This window comes from Rhizobium sp. Root491 (assembly GCF_001427205.1).
GTDB lineage: Bacteria > Pseudomonadota > Alphaproteobacteria > Rhizobiales > Rhizobiaceae > Agrobacterium > Agrobacterium tumefaciens.
This window is the reverse complement of sequence record NZ_LMFF01000016.1, coordinates 231,674-248,773: the sequence shown is the minus strand read 5'-3', so window position 1 is coordinate 248,773 and position 17,100 is coordinate 231,674. Positions and strand designations below refer to the sequence as shown.

Annotated in this window: 15 protein-coding genes; 13 read left to right on the top strand and 2 right to left on the bottom strand. The window is 59.3% G+C overall.

The window, feature by feature from the left end; translation table 11 throughout:
* Positions 1 to 263: 263 nt before the first annotated feature.
* The 3 genes from ASD46_RS19675 to exoR all read left to right on the top strand — a co-directional run bounded on the left by ASD46_RS19675 (position 264) and on the right by exoR (position 2,912).
* Complete coding sequence (locus ASD46_RS19675) at positions 264 to 1,553, top strand: outer membrane protein transport protein (protein WP_003515621.1); 1,290 nt, start codon at positions 264 to 266, stop codon at positions 1,551 to 1,553.
* Between the two features lie 269 nt (positions 1,554 to 1,822).
* Positions 1,823 to 2,131 carry a hypothetical protein gene (locus tag ASD46_RS19670; RefSeq protein WP_233283652.1) on the top strand — a complete coding sequence of 103 codons (309 nt, stop codon included), beginning with the start codon at positions 1,823 to 1,825 and terminating at the stop codon, positions 2,129 to 2,131.
* A complete protein-coding gene (exoR, locus tag ASD46_RS19665; RefSeq protein WP_003515620.1) occupies positions 2,118 to 2,912 on the top strand; it encodes an exopolysaccharide production regulator ExoR in 795 nt (264 codons plus the stop codon). The genes ASD46_RS19670 and exoR overlap by 14 nt, the downstream gene beginning before the upstream one ends.
* A gap of 129 nt (positions 2,913 to 3,041) precedes the next feature.
* On the opposite strand, the gene xth is transcribed toward exoR, so the two are convergent.
* The gene (gene xth / locus ASD46_RS19660) at positions 3,042 to 3,839 is read right to left on the bottom strand and encodes an exodeoxyribonuclease III (RefSeq protein WP_003515617.1); all 798 of its coding nucleotides are present in this window, start codon (positions 3,837 to 3,839) and stop codon (positions 3,042 to 3,044) included.
* A gap of 277 nt (positions 3,840 to 4,116) precedes the next feature.
* A complete protein-coding gene (gene erpA, locus ASD46_RS19655) occupies positions 4,117 to 4,449 on the bottom strand; it encodes an iron-sulfur cluster insertion protein ErpA (protein WP_003515615.1) in 333 nt (110 codons plus the stop codon).
* A gap of 229 nt (positions 4,450 to 4,678) precedes the next feature.
* Between erpA and ASD46_RS19650 the strand changes: the two genes are divergently transcribed.
* The 10 genes from ASD46_RS19650 (at position 4,679) to serS (ending at position 17,015) form a co-directional block, all read left to right on the top strand.
* Positions 4,679 to 5,896, top strand: a complete 1,218-nt coding sequence (locus tag ASD46_RS19650; RefSeq protein ID WP_060642568.1) for a deoxyguanosinetriphosphate triphosphohydrolase — start codon at positions 4,679 to 4,681, stop codon at positions 5,894 to 5,896.
* A gap of 76 nt (positions 5,897 to 5,972) precedes the next feature.
* On the top strand, positions 5,973 to 7,730 hold the full coding sequence (gene argS / locus ASD46_RS19645; protein ID WP_003515610.1) for an arginine--tRNA ligase: 1,758 nt from the start codon (positions 5,973 to 5,975) through the stop codon (positions 7,728 to 7,730).
* 66 nt (positions 7,731 to 7,796) lie between these two features.
* On the top strand, positions 7,797 to 10,805 hold the full coding sequence (locus tag ASD46_RS19640; protein ID WP_025593640.1) for an SPOR domain-containing protein: 3,009 nt from the start codon (positions 7,797 to 7,799) through the stop codon (positions 10,803 to 10,805).
* Positions 10,806 to 11,047: 242 nt separating this feature from the next.
* Positions 11,048 to 12,064: a beta-N-acetylhexosaminidase gene (gene nagZ / locus ASD46_RS19635; RefSeq protein ID WP_003515605.1), complete on the top strand. Its 1,017-nt coding sequence runs from the start codon at positions 11,048 to 11,050 to the stop codon at positions 12,062 to 12,064.
* A 58-nt stretch (positions 12,065 to 12,122) separates the two neighbouring features.
* Positions 12,123 to 12,971 (top strand): segregation and condensation protein A, encoded by an 849-nt coding sequence (locus ASD46_RS19630; RefSeq protein ID WP_025593638.1) that lies wholly within the window; start codon positions 12,123 to 12,125, stop codon positions 12,969 to 12,971.
* The gene (gene scpB / locus ASD46_RS19625) at positions 12,961 to 13,707 is read left to right on the top strand and encodes an SMC-Scp complex subunit ScpB (RefSeq protein ID WP_025593637.1); all 747 of its coding nucleotides are present in this window, start codon (positions 12,961 to 12,963) and stop codon (positions 13,705 to 13,707) included. Before ASD46_RS19630 ends, scpB begins: the two co-directional genes overlap by 11 nt.
* Before the next feature lie 130 nt (positions 13,708 to 13,837).
* Positions 13,838 to 14,044, top strand: coding sequence for a twin-arginine translocase TatA/TatE family subunit (locus ASD46_RS19620; RefSeq protein WP_003515599.1), 207 nt, complete (start codon positions 13,838 to 13,840; stop codon positions 14,042 to 14,044).
* Between the two features lie 54 nt (positions 14,045 to 14,098).
* Positions 14,099 to 14,827 (top strand): Sec-independent protein translocase protein TatB, encoded by a 729-nt coding sequence (gene tatB, locus ASD46_RS19615; RefSeq protein ID WP_025593636.1) that lies wholly within the window; start codon positions 14,099 to 14,101, stop codon positions 14,825 to 14,827.
* Complete coding sequence (gene tatC / locus ASD46_RS19610; protein WP_060642567.1) at positions 14,824 to 15,627, top strand: twin-arginine translocase subunit TatC; 804 nt, start codon at positions 14,824 to 14,826, stop codon at positions 15,625 to 15,627. Before tatB ends, tatC begins: the two co-directional genes overlap by 4 nt.
* A 104-nt stretch (positions 15,628 to 15,731) precedes the next feature.
* Complete coding sequence (gene serS, locus ASD46_RS19605) at positions 15,732 to 17,015, top strand: serine--tRNA ligase (protein WP_025593635.1); 1,284 nt, start codon at positions 15,732 to 15,734, stop codon at positions 17,013 to 17,015.
* The last annotated feature ends 85 nt before the right edge of the window (positions 17,016 to 17,100 follow it).

Sequence of the window (17,100 nt, the reverse complement as noted above, 5' to 3'; positions counted from 1 at the left end):
ATAAGCGATTTTCTTCGGAAACGTCCAACTGTGGTTATTTGGCGACATTTCCGGTGCGGATTGGGAGTTTGTTTCGTTTTGTGTCGTTTTTTCTAATTGGATTAGAATAATAGCCTAAAATGATTATGTAAGATGCCAAACATCAAAAACTTACGTAAAAAAATGGCCATCCGGTGGCAACCGCGCCGCGCCACGGCAGATTGTCATTTGCCGCAAAGCATTTCACTCTCTCAATGATCACATTGCCTTGATTGGGGAGAGAGATGGCAAAAACTGCATTTTTTCGCGGCGCAGTATGTTTCGTAGCCAGCATCGCGGCGGTCACGCCTTCACTGGCGGGCGGCCTCGAGCGCGGTGGCTACAATATTGACCTGCTGTTCGACCCGTCCGACTATGTTCTCGACAGTTCTGCTACATTCGTTGCGCCACAGCGCAAGGTTGAGAATGCGCGTGACAATCCGCTGAAGAGCGGTCCGCTGCCTGCGACTTGGTCAAGGAGCGCAGATGACTCTGAAAACTTCTGGTCGACCCGCATCGGCGCCAAGGCGGCAATCGGCGATTTCGGCGACTGCATGTTCGATTATTCGCAGCCTTGGGGCGCGCACCTCAATCCCGGCATCTGGCAGGGATCGAGCTACAATATCGAAACCAAGGTAAAGTCGCACAATTACGCCACCACCTGCCGTGTGAAGTTTGATCTTGGCAAGGGCGACTTCTCGATTATCGGCGGCGGCTTTTACCAGGAGATCAGCGGTTATAAATACCGTCAGGTTCTTGGGCCAGCTGTTCTTGGCCTCAATCCGGCCTGGTCCAGCTTCAGCGGCGTCGGCAAACTTGAGATGGAAGGGGACGGTTGGGGTTGGCGCGCCGGCGTTGCCTACGAAATCCCCGAGGTCGCCTTCCGGGCGAGCCTTGTTTATAACAGCGCCGTCGATCACGATCTGACCGGGTTCGCCGATGTCAGAGGGGTTCCGCAGACGCCGCCGTCCATCTCTCCGACGCTGGCGAAATACGGCGGCAAGCTGGTGCCGATCTATGGCTCCGTTTCAATGCCAGACAGCATCGAACTGAAGGTGCAATCCGGCATAGCGCCGGACTGGCTCGCTTTCGGTTCGGTGAAGTGGACTGACTGGAGCCAGATTCAGGTCATTCCTTTCTGCGCGGTAGGGACGTCCCCCTGCGTTCCGAGCGGCGCTGACACGCTGAACACTCTAGACCTGTTTTATCGTGATGGCTGGACGATTTCCGGCGGCGTTGGTCACAAGTTCAACGAGCAGTGGAGCGGTGCTGTGAGCCTGACCTGGGATCGCGGTACATCGACGGTTATCGGCACCCAGACCGACACCTGGACGCTGGGCACGCAGATCGTCTACTCGCCGAACAAGAATATCGAGTTCAAGGTTGCCGGTGCTCTCGGCCTCCTGACCTCCGGTAGCTCATCCATCAACGGTGGACCTTGCGGTGCGGGCTTCACCTGCGGCAATGAGGCGGGCTACGACTTCGGCAACGATCTCGTGGCTGCGATCTCTACTGGCGTCAAGGTCAAGTTCTGACACCATTCGCCACACCTGAACGAAAAGAAAGGTCCGGTTTACCAACCGGACCTTTTTTCATTCCCGACTATGATTCCTGCTCGATAAAAATTTCTAGCCCGAAAGTTTTGTGACGATTTGGCAACACTTTTCTGCAAGCGTGGTGCCGCGTTGGAATGTGGGCATATCTGTCCATTTCCCGCCACAAACAAGGTGCTTGGCTTCTGTTTATGGACGCGGGGATGGAAGAACATGCAGGCGTTTGATGTGGGCCTGCGGAGTTGCGAAGAGTGAAAACGGGTTTGGATTCAGGGTTTAAGCAAGTAATACGGGAATTTGATCCGGGTTTCTTGTTTGGCGCTGACCGGCAGGCGGTCAAACGCCGTTATATTGCCGGAAATTATGCCTATATCTGTCTCACTGAAAATTTGGAGCAATTACCGCATATGACCACCGGCAGTGCGCTGGAAAGTGCTGCCGGAAAGACGCAGTGTGTTCGAAAAATCGCGACCCGGCGGGGTTCAGCTTTGCAGTATTCCGCTAGTATTGGCTATATGCCGGGAAGAGTGAGAGAAGTTCGCCTAAATGCTGAAATGTGAAGCACATGTTCTAAAGCCGCTCATCATGAGCCTTTTGCTTGCGTCGCTCGCAATGCCGGTGCTGGCTTTTGACATCAACGCAGGCGTTACCAAGGAATCCGGCCCCTTCGACCTGTTCAAGTTCGGCTTCAAGGCCTACAAGAACGGTAACAAGGACGAAGCCGTCGAGGCCTATCGCTATGCGGCCGAAAAGGGCCATACCGGCTCGCGCTGGGCGCTTGCCAATATGTATGCCTTCGGCGATGGCGTTGCCAAGAACGACTTCGAAGCCTTCAAGATTTACAGCGAAATTGCCAGCCAGGGCGTCGAGCCGGGCTCCGAGGATACCGGCTTCTTCGTTAACGCGCTGCTTTCTCTTGCCGATTATTACCGCCACGGCATTCCCGGCACTCCGGTAAAGATGGACCTGTCGCAGGCCCGCCAGCTCTATTTTCAGGTGGCTTCCACCTTTGGCGTGGCTGAGGCCCAGTTCCGTCTGGCGGAAATGATCCTTGCGGGTGAGGGCGGCCGGGCGGATGTGCAGCAGGCCAAGAAGTGGCTCAATCAGGCACGCAAGCACGGCCATGCCGGCGCCATGTCGATTTTCGGTAATCTGCTTTTCCAGGAAGGCCAGACGACGCAGGGGCTCGCCTTCATGACGGCCGCGCTCGACAAGTGCACGGCGGTGGATTGCACCTGGATCCAGACCCTTCAGGAACAGGCTTTTTCGCTCGCGGGTGAAAACGATCGCCGCGCGGCTATCGCGCTGGCGCAGAACATGCAGATCGACGATCCGAACTGACAATTATGTCTATTGTGGCTGAGGCGACTCAGAGCACGTCCTGTTTAAACGGAATCGTTTGACGTGCTCTAACTCTTTGTTTCGGCGCACTTTAACCGGAAATTCTCTAACTCGCCCGGCGAGCGCCGTTCAATTGATCGGCGTAAAATTGAAATAACCGCAGACCGGTACGTGGTCGGACGGTTTTTCCCAGGCCCGCACATGTTTTTCGATGCTCACCGATTCCAGCCTGTCGGCCGCTTCCGCCGACAGCATCAGGTGATCGATGCGGATGCCGTTATTCTTAGGCCATGCGCCAGCCTGATAATCCCAGAAGGAATAAAGTCCGGGTTCATCCGTCGTCGCGCGTGCGGCATCGGTAAAGCCGAGATTTTCCAGCCTGCGGAATGCCGAGCGCGTCTTGGGCAGGAACAGCGCATCGCCAGCCCAGACCCGCGGATCGTGGCAATCGAAGGGTTCGGGGATGACGTTGTAGTCACCCGCCAGAATAAGCGGCTCCTCAAGCGCAAGGCGATCTTCGGCAAAGCGGCGTAGCCGCTCCATCCATGCGAGCTTGTAGGGATATTTGACCGGATCGTCAGGCGGATTGCCGTTCGGCAGGTAGAGCGAGCAGACCCGGATCGCACCGCCATCAACGGAAAACACGCCCTCGATGAAGCGCGCCTGTTCATCGGCATCGTCGCCCGGCAGGCCGCGATTGATCTCGTCGGGCTTCATCTTCGACAGAAGGGCGACGCCGTTGAAACCCTTCTGACCATGGGTCTCGACGTGATAGCCGAGCGCCTCCAGCTCAAGGCGGGGAAAGCCTTCGTCAACCGACTTGATTTCCTGAAGGCAAACGATGTCGGGCGATGAATCCTTCAACCACTGGCAGAGGTTTTCGATACGCGCCTTGACGCCGTTGATGTTCCAGGTGGCAATCTTCATCGGAGTTTCCCTTTTGTGAGGTTACTTTTACCCGATGCAAAAGCGATTGCCACCGTTTTTGGAAACGGCTGGTGAGGATGTGGTGGATAGAGGGGAGGTTGGTAGAGTGAACTGGGCCGCGAAGTCAGCGTCATGTCTCTATCCCCTCATTCCTGTGCTTGTCACAGGAATCCAGCCGACGCGCGTCTGCGCGGCGGGGAGACAGGGATGAGGCAGGAGTGGGACGCGGATCACCTCAAAGCTGAGAGCATTGAGGCAGAGCCGCGGGCCGTTTCACTCAGATCGAGAAGCTGGTGCCGCAGCCGCAGCTTGCGACCGCGTTCGGGTTCTTGATCTGGAAGGACTGGCCGAGCAGATTGTCGACGAAGTCGATTTCAGAGCCGGCCATATAGACAACCGACAGGCTGTCGATCAGCACCTTGGCGTCTCCGCGCGCAATCACGATGTCGTCATCGGCGGGGTCTTCCGCCAGGTCGAACTTGTAGGAGAAGCCCGAGCAGCCGCCGCCTTCCACCGAAACACGCAGAGCCTGCTTGCCCGCATCCGCTGCGACGATCTGGGCGATTCGCTTCGCTGCGGCTTCCGAAAGTGTAATGTCGCTGTTTTCCATGTCGTTCCTCGTGCCGGGGTCAAGAACCGGAGAGCAATAGATTTGTCGCCACCATTATAAACCAGTCAAATAAACGGTCTATAGCGATGTCCGCAACGGCCTTTGCCGCGATGATGCTTTGCGCCGACCTTTGCGATAGGTATGAAGGGTGGATGAAAAGGTCAATGGTCAAAGGCCATGGACTTCGGGTCAAAGGAAGTCCCGGCCAGAGAACAGTACAGGTGGATGAATGATTATAGACCAGCGCGCATTGGGTTTCGGAAGTGGCGAGAGGGCGGTTTTCGCCTCTGATCCATGGACCACGCGCGGGCGTCTTTTTGCCGAGGAAGGTAGCCTGACGCGCTCGGAGTTCCAGCGCGACCGGGACCGCATCGTCCACACCACTGCCTTTCGCCGGCTTAAACACAAGACGCAGGTTTTCATCAGCCCTGACGGTGACCATTACCGCACGCGGCTCACCCACACGATTGAGGTTGCGCAGATTGCCCGCGCACTCGCACGTGCTCTGAAGCTGGACGAGGATCTGGCCGAGGGCGTGGCTCTGGTGCATGATTTCGGCCACACGCCGTTCGGCCATACCGGTGAGGATGCGCTGGATGCGGTGTTGTTGCCCTATGGCGGCTTCGATCACAACGCGCAGTCGCTGCGCATCGTCACCAAGCTGGAGCGCCGCTACGCCGAATATGACGGCATCAACCTGACATGGGAGACGCTGGAGGGGCTGGTGAAGCACAATGGCCCGCTGGTCAATGCCGAGGGCGAGGGCGTGAAGGGCCCGGTTCCGCTGCCCATCCTCGAATATTGCGAGCTGCAGGATCTGGAACTCGGCAGCTATGCCAGCCTTGAGGCACAGATGGCGGCTATTGCCGACGACATCGCCTATAATACCCATGATATCGATGACGGCCTGCGTGCCGGTTATCTGAGCTTCGAGATGCTGGAAGAGGTGCCTTTCCTCAGCAAGCTGATGGCTGAGGTACGTGCGAAATATCCCGTGCTCGACAAGGAACGCTTCGCCAATGAAATCATGCGTCGCCAGATCACCCATATGGTCGAGGATGTAATCGGGGTCGCGCAGCAGAATCTTTTCCGGCTGAAACCGAAGAGTGCGGCCGATATCCGCGCCGCCGATTTTACCGTCGCGACTTTCTCGCCGGAAATGGCTGAAACCGACAGGCAGATCAAGAAACTGCTGTTTGCCCATATCTACCGGCATCCGGAAATCATGCGCATCCGCGCCGGCGCTATGCAGATCGTTACCGACCTTTTCCACCGTTATATGGAAGTGCCGGCAGAGATGCAGAGTCACTACTGGGTGGACAGCATTTCCGGTATGAGCAAGGCCGCAAAAGCCCGCCATGTGGGGGATTATCTGGCTGGTATGACCGACAGTTATGCACTGCGCGCCCACCAGCGGCTGTTTGACCACACCCCCGATTTGCGATAGGGCAGCGGGCGATCGCGAAGCCAACCCGGTTATGATGGCCGGACATGAACAGAAGCCCTTCGCGCAGGTTGGAACGATGAACATTTTTGCCGATTTCGATACCAGGATCAAAAACGCGCTCGAGACTCTCGATCTCGTGAAAGAGAACCGCGAAAAGGTCGATTTCAGTCGAATTACGGTCGAATCCCCGCGCGATCTGAGCCATGGCGATGTCGCAACCAATGCCGCTATGGTGTTGGCGAAGCCGCTCGGCACCAATCCCCGGGCGCTGGCCGAACTCATCGTGCCAGCACTTCAGGCCGATGGCGATGTCGATAGCGTCAACGTCGCCGGTCCCGGCTTTATCAATCTCAAGGTCTCTGTCGGTTACTGGCAGCGTCTTCTTGCCGATATGATTGGGCAGGGCATCGATTTCGGCCGCTCGAAGATCGGCACTGGCCAGAAGATCAACGTCGAATATGTCTCCGCCAACCCCACCGGTCCGATGCATGTCGGCCATTGCCGTGGTGCTGTCGTGGGTGACACGCTGGCGAACCTGCTCGCCTTCGCCGGTTATGGCGTGACCAAGGAATATTACATCAACGACGCCGGCTCGCAGATCGACGTGCTCGCGCGTTCGGTCTTCCTGCGTTACCGCGAGGCGCTTGGCGAAGATATCGGCGCCATTCCGTCGGGCTTCTACCCCGGTGACTATCTCGTTCCAGTCGGCCAGGCGCTGGCGGATGAATATGGCATCAAGCTGCGCGCCATGCCCGAGGAAAAGTGGCTGCCTATCGTCAAGGACAAGGCGATCGCCGCAATGATGGTGATGATCCGTGAGGATCTGGAGACGCTGAACGTCAAGCACGACGTGTTCTTCTCTGAGCGCACGCTGCATGAGGGCAATGGCGGCCCCATTCTCTCGGCCATCAACGATCTCACCTTCAAGGGCCACGTCTACAAGGGCACCCTGCCACCGCCGAAGGGCGAGTTGCCGGAAGACTGGGAAGACCGCGAGCAGACGCTGTTCCGTTCCACCGAGGTGGGTGACGACATGGACCGCGCGCTGATGAAGTCGGACGGTTCCTACACCTATTTTGCCGCCGACGTCGCCTATTTCAAGAACAAGTTCGATCGCGGTTTTTCCGAGATGATCTATGTGCTCGGCGCCGACCACGGCGGCTATGTGAAGCGGCTTGAAGCGGTTGCGCGCGCGGTCTCGGAAGGCAAGTCGAAGCTGACGGTTCTTCTGTGCCAGCTCGTGAAGCTGTATCGCGATGGCGAGCCGGTGAAGATGTCGAAACGCTCAGGCGATTTCGTCACGCTGCGCGATGTGGTGGACGAAGTAGGTCGCGATCCCGTGCGATTCATGATGCTCTATCGGAAGAATTCCGAGCCGCTGGACTTCGATTTTGCGAAAGTGACCGAACAATCGAAGGATAATCCGGTCTTTTACGTGCAATATGCGCATGCCCGTTGCATGTCCATCTTCCGCCAGGCGCAGGAAGCGTTTCCGGGTCTTGCGCTCTCGCAGGACGACATGTCGTCTTCCGTTGCTTTGATTAGCGATATCAACGAGTTGCAGCTGGTTGCAAAGCTTGCTGAGTACCCGCGCCTGATCGAATCCGCAGCCCTTGCACACGAGCCGCACAGGCTTGCTTTTTACCTCTATGATCTCGCCAGTTCCTTCCATGGACACTGGAACAAAGGTAAAGACCATCAGGAATTACGTTTTATTAACGATAAAAACCGAGAATTGAGCATTGCCAGACTCGGGCTGGTGAATGCTGTCGCGAATGTTTTGAAGTCTGGTCTTACGCTTTTAGGAGCGGACGCGCCTGACGAGATGCGATAACATATCACCATTATTTGCTCACAATACGCTGGCAAGAGCTGCAATGCGTAGATGGTGGAACACGTAATGGTCGAAAAAAATGTCGCGTATAACCGGGACGCCCGGTCTGAAGGGTTCGCTGACAACGATCCTCTGGCAGAACTGGCGCGTATCGTCGGTTTCGATGAGCGTCCTTCGCATGCGGGTTCCGAAGCTGCGCCACGCGCCGGCTCTGCGGCAACCCGCCGCGAACCCGAATTCAATCTCGAAGACGAGTTGCTTCGAGAGTTCGAGGTTTACGATGCGCCGCATGCCGATCCGGTCGTTCTTGACCCGGCAAACGATGTGCGTGCGGGCATCCACCCCAGCGACTTCATGCAGCGCGTCGAATCGGTTTTCGCCCGGCGTGAGCCTGAGCTTGCGCCAGCGGACGAACCCGTGTTCGAGGCAAGCCCCGCACCCGAAGTGAGCCAGGAGCCACTTCCCGAGGCCGATCAGGCCTACATTCACAATTACGTCGAGACGTCGACGCAGGACATCCGCGCGGATTTCCGTGATGATGCCGGTGCGGTTGCCGAGGTGTTCGATGTGCATTCGCGCCAGTCGCGCCCTGCCGAGCCGGTGGTTTACCAGCAGGCTGCATGGGAAGAGCCGCAGGCTGTCGAGCCGGCTCAAAGCACCTGGCACGCTATGCCTGAGCTTCCGGCCGATGTTTCGAGCAATATTGCGCATTCCGATCAGAGCCATGCGCCTGAGCCGCAGGCTTTCGATCTTGCCGATGAGGTAGAGATCGCCGTCGCCGAAGCGCCTGCACCGATTTCCGTGCGTCCGCCTTCGCATGGTGGCCGTTCTTCGCTGGAATTTTCCAGCCTGCGTCTGCCGCTTGCCAATTTCGGCGCGCGCCGTGATGTTGCGGCTGGTGATCCCCAGCGAATCGAGCCGAGGGCCGAAGCGCTGCCTGCAGCCCGGATCGAGCCACAGGCCGAACCAGTTCCGGCGCCTGAGCCCGTCTTCGTTCAGGCGGAAGAAACTGCGCCGACCTTTGCGCCTTCGGTTGCAGAAAAGCCGGTTGAAACAAATCTTTCGCCGATGGATGAGCTGATCTACGGCGTTGCGAAATATTCCATTCCCGGACGCGGCGAAGAGCCTGTCGTTCAGGATGCCCCCATCGCACAGGCTGCGCCTATCGTTCCGGCTGCAAGAGTGGAGCCGCCTTTGGTTGCCACGGCGCCGGTTGCCGCAGCCCCTGTAAAGGCAGCCCCGGCCGTAACAGCGCCGCCCGTTCAGGAGCCGGACTTTGGGGATTTCGCAGGTTTCAACGACGATGACTTCGAGCTTGCGCTTGATGATCTCGATCTTGACCTCGACCTGTCCGAAATCGCTGCAGCGGAAGTCGCACCTGCGCCTGTGCCGCAGCCCGTTCGCCAGCAGCCGGTCGCTCCGGTAGCGGTTGCTGCCGCCGCGCCGCAGCCGGTGCGAGAACAGCCAGCACCTCAGCCGCGCCCGGCCCCGGTTGCTGCAATTCCGGTAGCCGCGCCTCCGGTTCAGCCGCGTCCGGTCGCAGCCGCACCGCAGCCGGTTGCACCACAAACGCTGGAAAGCCTGCCTTTCGATCCCTCGCAGATCGGTGAGACGGAAGAACATCCGGAAAATATTACCGAGATGGACGTGCCGGAATTGCCGGTCGGCGTTTTCGAACCCAAGCCTGTCGCCCGTCGTCACGAAGAAGACCTCGATATCGACACCGAGCTCGCAACGCTGTTTGCCCCGGCGGTTGCCGGTGGTCTTGACCGTCACAAACATGCGGAAAACCGGGCTGCTGCCCCGCAGGCGCGTCCTCAGGCACAGGGTCCGGAGGAGGTCGACGAATTTGAGCGGGCGCTGGAAGAAGATTTCCGCCGCTCCATGCAGGAGGCTGCTGCCTCGCGCGGCAATGCGCCGCGCGATGCCGAGAATACCTATGTCGACCATCAGCCGGCCTATCGCGAAGAAGAAGAACGTGGCAGTCGCCGCTGGATCATGCCGGTTGCCGCAGCAATCGGTCTGGTGCTTGTCGGTGGTGGTGTTTACGCGCTGATGTCGGGCGGTTCGTCCGGTGCGGGCTCCAATGGCGCGCCGGTCATCATTTCCGCCGATAACGACCCGATGAAGGTGGTGCCGGAAAATCCGGGTGGCCGCGTCGTGCCCAATCAGGACAAGGCGGTTTACGACCGCGTGGCCGGTGGTAGCGCTGCCGATCCGAAGCAACCGGCGCTGATCTCCAGCAACGAAAAGCCTGTCGATGTGGTCCAGCGTACGCTGATACCCGAACAGCTGCCGCTGGAAGGTGAAAACGACGCGGACATGGAAGCCACCGGAACGCCGGTTGGCGAGACTGAAGATCCGCGCCTGCTTTCGCCGGAAGAAAAGGCCAGCCAGAACGAAGGTGCCGGTGCGACGGGCGTTTCGCCGCGCAAGGTCCGCACCATGATCGTCAAGCCTGATGGTACGCTGGTTGCACAGGAAGTCGATGCGCCTGCTGCCCAGCCACCGAAGGCCGACAAGGTCGCGGAGCTTGCTGCACCGCAGGCAGCCAAGCCGGGTGAGGGCGCTCCCGCCGTCATCGCCGCTTCGCGTGTTCCGGTTGCGCCTGAACACCCGCAGGCCAATACGCCAGCCGCTTCCTCCACACCGGCCTCGCAGTCGGCTGCGCCCGTTCCTTCGGCGCGTCCGTCTGCACAGCCTTCCAATGTGGTGGCAACGGTGACCAATCAGGGCAACGTCCGTCCTGCTGCAACTGCTCCGGCCCAGCCGCAGGCTGCACAGCAGCAGACAGCCGCCGCCATGCCCGCAGCAACGAGCGCGCCGTCTTCGGGTGGTTATTACATCCAGATCGCGTCCCTGCCGAGCCAGGCGGAGGCCCAGAAGTCCTACCAGAACATGTCGGCCAAGTTCGGTTCGGTCATTTCTGGTCGGGGCGTCGACATCAAGGCCGCTGAGATCGCCGGCAAGGGCACGTTCTACCGCGTCCGCATCCCGGCGGGGGACAAGAACGAAGCCGTGGCGCTGTGCGAAAAGTTCCGCGCAGCTGGCGGCAGCTGCCTGGTGGCGCGCTGATAGCGGCTGATCCGGTTGAGTGAAGATTGGGGCTGCCGTCTAAGGCAGTCCTCGCAGTGGGGAAAGGCTTTCCTCACATTCGACGTCATCCTCGGCCCCGTGCCGAGGATCTGCCAACGTTTCGCCAACCGGTCGGTTGCAGATGCTCGGGAAAGGCCCGAGCATGACGGCGGAGGGGTTGTCGACTTATCCCCGACGCCTTGCGGTATAAGGCCATTTCCCCATTCTGTGAGCGTGACATCATGACCGATTGCAAAGCTATGATCCTCGGATGCGGCGGGCTTACGCTTTCCGCTGACGAGATTGCCCTTTACCGCAATGAGCGGCCCTGGGGTTTCATCCTGTTCGGGCGCAATATCGGTGATGCGCAACAGATTACCGATCTCGTCGCCTCAATGCGCGATGCCGTCGCGCGGCCGGATGCCCCGGTTCTGATCGATCAGGAAGGCGGGCGCGTTCAGCGCATCAAGCCTCCGCTTTTGCAAGCCTATCCGAATGCCCGCATTCTTGGCGAGATATACGAGCGTGACCGCGAGGAAGGCCTGCGCGCGGCGTGGTTGATGTCGCGTCTGCATGCCTTCGACCTCATGAAATTCGGCATCAATATCGATTGCCTGCCGGTGCTCGACGTGCCGGTGGAAGGCGCCAGCAACGTCATTGGCAACCGGGCCTATGGCTACAGCCCGACCATGGTGGCGGAGATGGGGCAGGCGGCGGCTGACGGTCTCAAGGCGGGCGGCATGTTGCCTGTCATGAAACACATGCCGGGCCACGGTCGCGGCATGGTGGATTCACACCATGAATTGCCTGTTGTCGATGTGCCGCTGGACGAGCTGGACGCCCATGATTTTGTGCCATTCCGCGCGCTGAACCGAGAATTGATGGCGATGAGCGCGCATCTGGTGTTCAACGCCGTCGATCGGGAGCGTCCGGCAACGACCTCGCCAAAGGTGATCGAGGAGATCATTCGTGGGCGAATCGGCTTTGACGGTCTGTTGATGTCCGACGACAGTTCCATGAATGCGCTGAAGGGCACGCTTGGCCAACGTGCCGCGAATATTGTTGCGGGTGGCTGCGATATAGTCTTGCATTGCAACGGCGTGATGGGTGAAATGCTTGAGGTCGTGAAGGAGGTTCCCGTTCTTTCCGGCCGTTCGCTGGAGCGGGTGCGGGCCGTGGAAGCGGGTTTTCCCGCCACTGATGCCTCCGACGAAGCTGAACTGAGAGCCGAATTCAACGCCATGTGGGCCGTTTCCTGACAATCGGGCGGCGGCCCGGTACTCGGGACGACAGGCCGGACGCCCGGCGGATGGAACAATGGCAGCAGACAAGTCTCGTACTTCAACGCCTATGGACAAGCTCTGGCAGGATGTGACGCCGGAGCGGCTGACGGGCGAGGCCGGGCTGGTGATCGATGTCGCGGGTTTCGAAGGCCCGCTCGATCTGCTGCTACACCTTGCCCGCACGCAGAAGGTCGATCTGTCGCGCATTTCGGTGCTGGCGCTTGCCGAGCAATATCTGCAATTCGTGGAAACAGCCCGCCGCGTGCGCATCGAGCTTGCTGCCGACTATCTGGTGATGGCGGCCTGGCTTGCCTTCCTCAAGTCCAAGCTTCTCATTCCGCAGCAGGCGAAGGATGACGGCCCCTCCGGCGAAGAAATGGCCGCGACGCTGGCCTTCCGGCTGAAACGTCTGGAGGCGATGCGGGAGGCGGCTGAACGCCTCGTCAACCGCGCCCAGCTTGGCCGCGATATCTTCGCCCGTGGCGCGCCGGAGCATATTCCGCATATCAACCGCTCGGCTTACGAGGCGAACCTCTACGATCTCCTGAGTGCGTATGCCAATCTGCGGCAAAGGCAGGCCATCACCCAGGTCACGATTGAAAAGCGGCAGGTCTGGTCGCTGGTGGAAGCCCGGGAGCTTCTGAACAGTCTGCTCGGGGATGTCGGCGAGTGGACGGTGCTCGACCAATATCTGCTGCAATATGTGCCTGACCCCGCGATGCGCGTGACGGCAATCGCCAGCGCTTTCGCCGCCTCGCTGGAGCTCGTGCGCGAGGGATCGCTGCAAATCCGGCAGGAGGGCGCGTTCCAGCCCATCTATATGCGCAGGAGCGAGCGAGATGACCGCGCGCCGAATGCGGAAAGGACTGATAATGACGCATGACGACGAGACCGGCGAAGCCGCCATCGTGGCAGATGGGGCGGCGGATGTGGTTGGGGCCGAGCCCGCGGTATTTTCCGAGCGTCAGCTGAAGGAAGCCGAGCGCATTGCCGAGGCGCTGGTCTTTGCCTCGGCCGAACCGGTTTCAGTTGCCTTCATTGCCGAGCGGCTGCCGCGCGGCATGGATGTCGTTGCCATACTCCACGGGCTGAAGGCCGCTTATGGCGAGCGGGGTGTCAATCTGGTGCAGGTGGGCGGGCAATGGGCGTTCCGCACGGCCGGCGATCTCTCCTTCGTCGTCCATTCTGAGGAAAAGGAACCTAAGAAGCTTTCGCGTGCGGCGCTGGAGGTTCTGGCGATTGTGGCTTATCATCAGCCGGTGACACGCGCCGAAATCGAGGAAATCCGTGGCGTGCAAACCTCACGCGGTACCCTCGATGTGCTGATGGAAGCGGGTTGGGTGCGTTTCAGGGGCCGCAGACGCACGCCGGGCAGGCCGGTGACGATCGGCACCACGGTGGAGTTTCTCGACCATTTCGGCCTTGAGGAATTGCGGGACTTGCCGGGCCTTGAGGAACTGAAGGGTGCGGGCCTGCTTTCGGGCCGTATTCCTTCCAATTTCGGCGTGCCTTTGCCGATGATGAGCGACGAATTGCGCGAAGACGAAGACCCGATCACGCAGCTCGATCTGGAAGAGTTGGGCCTGCTTGCACCTGGTGGCGGCGATGGCGACAATTGATATCGTCTTCATGCGGATGACAAGGCACGAAAACTTTATGCCCACAGCCTGTTGAAGCAACGATTTGTTGTTTGAAAAAGCCTTTCAAACGTCTTACATCGTCTGAAAGCGAAATTCAGGAGTTTCAGTTATGGGTTCTTTTAGTGTGTGGCATTGGCTGATCGTGCTGGTGATCGTTCTCGTTCTCTTCGGACGCGGAAAGATCCCGGAACTGATGGGCGATGTCGCCAAGGGCATCAAGAGCTTCAAGAAGGGCATGGCTGACGAAGATCAGACTCCGCCGCCGGCCGATGTCAACGCGAAGACTGTTGACCACAAGGCTGACGAGATCAAGTAAGCGGCTTGAACCTGCTTGTTTTGAGACTGGCGCTAGGGTCTCGGGAGCGTTTTGATGTTTGATATCGGTTGGAGCGAGCTTCTGGTGATCGCGGTCGTTTTGATCGTGGTCGTCGGTCCTAAGGACTTGCCGCCCATGATCCGCGCCTTCGGTAAGACGATGGCCGGCCTTCGCAAGATGGCGGGGGATTTCCGCACGCAGTTCGACGAGGCCTTGAAAGAGGCAGACATGGACGATGTGCGGCAGACGATCTCCGATGTGCGCAATCTCAACCCGACGAATTCCCTGCGCGATGCTATGAACCCGCTTCGCCAGCTCGGCAACGAAATCAAGTCTGATCTCCAGAAGGCGACAGCCGCTCCCGATGCGATGTCGTCGACAGCAGCACCTGCAACAAGTGAGCCGGTGGCTCCTCTTGTCAGCGTGCCGGAGCCCGAGATGAAGCTTCCGGATGTGGCGCCTGCGGTGGTTCCCACGCCTTCTGCATCTGGGCCGGTTACTGCGGTTGCTGCTGCGGAAGAAAAGCCGAAGCGTGCGCGTGCGAAATCTGTTGCGACCGTTGAAGCCGAAGCGGTTGCCGCCAAGCCGAAACGCACCACCCGCAGCAAGCCTGCCGCAGCGCCTGTTGAAGAAGCTGCTGTCCTGAAGCCGACCTTGAAGGCTGTCGCCAAAAAGGTTGCTGTCAGAAAAGCGGCAGCGGAGAAGGCGGTTGCCGTTGCGGATGCCAAGCCGGCCAAACCGGCAAGAACCAAGGCTGCAAAGCCCAAAAAGGATGAAGCATGAGCGGGGACATCGAGGACAAGCCGCAGCCGCTTATCGAACATCTCATGGAGTTGCGCACGCGGCTGATCTGGTCGCTCGGCGCGTTCTTCGTCGCCTTCATCGCCTGTTTCGCCGTTGCCAAGCATCTCTTCAACCTGCTCGTCATTCCCTATAAGTGGGCGGTCATCTGGGCGGGGCTGGATGTGGCGAAATCATCGCTGATCTATACGGCGCCGCAGGAATTCTTCTTCACGCAGATCAAGGTTGCCATGTTCGGTGCCATGGTAATCTCCTTTCCGGTGATTGCCTCGCAGCTCTATAAATTCGTGGCGCCGGGCCTCTATAAGAACGAGCGCGCGGCCTTCCTGCCGTTCCTGATCGCGTCGCCGATCCTTTTCCTCATCGGCGCGGCGCTCGTCTATTTCTTCTTCACGCCCATGGTCATGTGGTTCTTCCTCGCCATGCAGCAATTGCCAGTAGATGGCGAGGTGGCGATTTCCCTGATGCCGAAGGTGTCGGAATATCTCAGCCTCATCATGACGCTGGTTTTGTCCTTCGGCCTGGTATTCCAGCTGCCTGTCGTCACCACGCTTCTGGCGCGGGTCGGGATTCTGACCAGCGACTGGCTGCGGGAAAAGCGCAAGTTCGCCATTGTCATGGCCTTCGTGGTTGCGGCCGTACTGACGCCGCCAGACCCCATGTCCCAGATCGGTCTTGCGCTGCCTGCGATCATTCTCTACGAGATTTCCATCTACATGGCTCGACTCGTGGAGAAGAAACGTGCTGCGGAATCCAAAAGCACGGAGCTGGAAGAGACCTGACGCTTCGCCACGGTCTTCCTGCTCATCAAATTTCCTCGCGCCGGGCCTTTCGCCCGGCGTTTTGCTGATAAAACGCGAGCGACCAACAATAGTCTGGAACGACGATGCACGACATTAAATGGATACGCGAAAACCCCGAAGCCTTTGATGCAGCACTTGCACGGCGCGGCGCAGAGCCTGCCGCAAGCAGCCTGATCGCTCTCGACGAAAAGCGCCGGTCCGTCATCCAGTCCCTGCAGGACATGCAGTCGCGTCGCAATGCCGCTTCCAAGGACATCGGCGCCGCCATGGCGCAGAAGAACATGGAGCTGGCGGAAAAGCTGAAAGCGGAAGTCGCCGACATCAAGGAAAACATGCCGCGCGCCGAGGAGGAGGACCGCCAGGTCACCGCCGAGCTTAACGACGCGCTGTCGCGCCTGCCCAATATACCTTTCGACGATGTTCCTGACGGTAAGGACGAACACGACAATGTGGTGACCCGCGTGGTCGGCCAGAAGCCCGGCTGGAACCATGAAGCAAAGGAGCACTTCGAGATTGGCGAAGCGCTCGGCTACATGGATTTCGAGCGGGCGGCCAAGCTTTCCGGCTCGCGCTTCACCGTGCTGACCAGCCAGCTGGCGCGTCTGGAACGAGCGCTCGGCCAGTTCATGATCGACCTGCACACCTCGGAACATGGCTACACGGAAGTGTCTTCGCCGCTGATGGTGCGCGATGAGGCGATGTTCGGCACCGGCCAATTGCCGAAGTTTTCCGAGGATCTGTTCAAGACTACCGATGGCCGCTGGTTGATCCCGACGGCGGAAGTGACTCTGACCAACCTTGTCTCCGGCGAAATTCTCGAGCAGGAAAAGCTGCCGCTGCGCTTTACGGCACTTACGCCGTCCTTCCGTTCGGAAGCGGGCTCTGCTGGCCGCGACACACGCGGCATGCTGCGCCAGCACCAGTTCTGGAAATGCGAACTCGTCTCCATCACCGACGCGGAAAGTGCTGTTGCCGAGCATGAGCGCATGACGGCCTGCGCCGAAGAAGTGCTGAAGCGTCTTGGCCTGCATTTCCGCACCATGACGCTGTGCACCGGCGATATGGGTTTCAGCGCGCGCAAGACCTACGATCTGGAAGTGTGGTTGCCCGGCCAGAACACCTACCGCGAAATTTCGTCCTGCTCCGTCTGCGGCGATTTCCAGGCGCGGCGCATGAATGCGCGTTATCGCGGCAAGGACGACAAGGCGACGAAGTTCGTGCACACGCTGAACGGCTCCGGCACCGCCGTCGGCCGCTGCCTGATCGCCGTTCTCGAAAATTACCTGAACGACGACGGTTCTGTCACAATTCCAGACGTGCTGCTGCCCTATATGGGCGGTCTGACACGGATCGAGAAGGCGGCCTGAGGGAGCGCAGCGTCGTGCTATTGGAAGGAGAATCTTCCAATACGCCGACGTCATCGTCGGGCCTGTCCCGAGGATCTGCAACCTG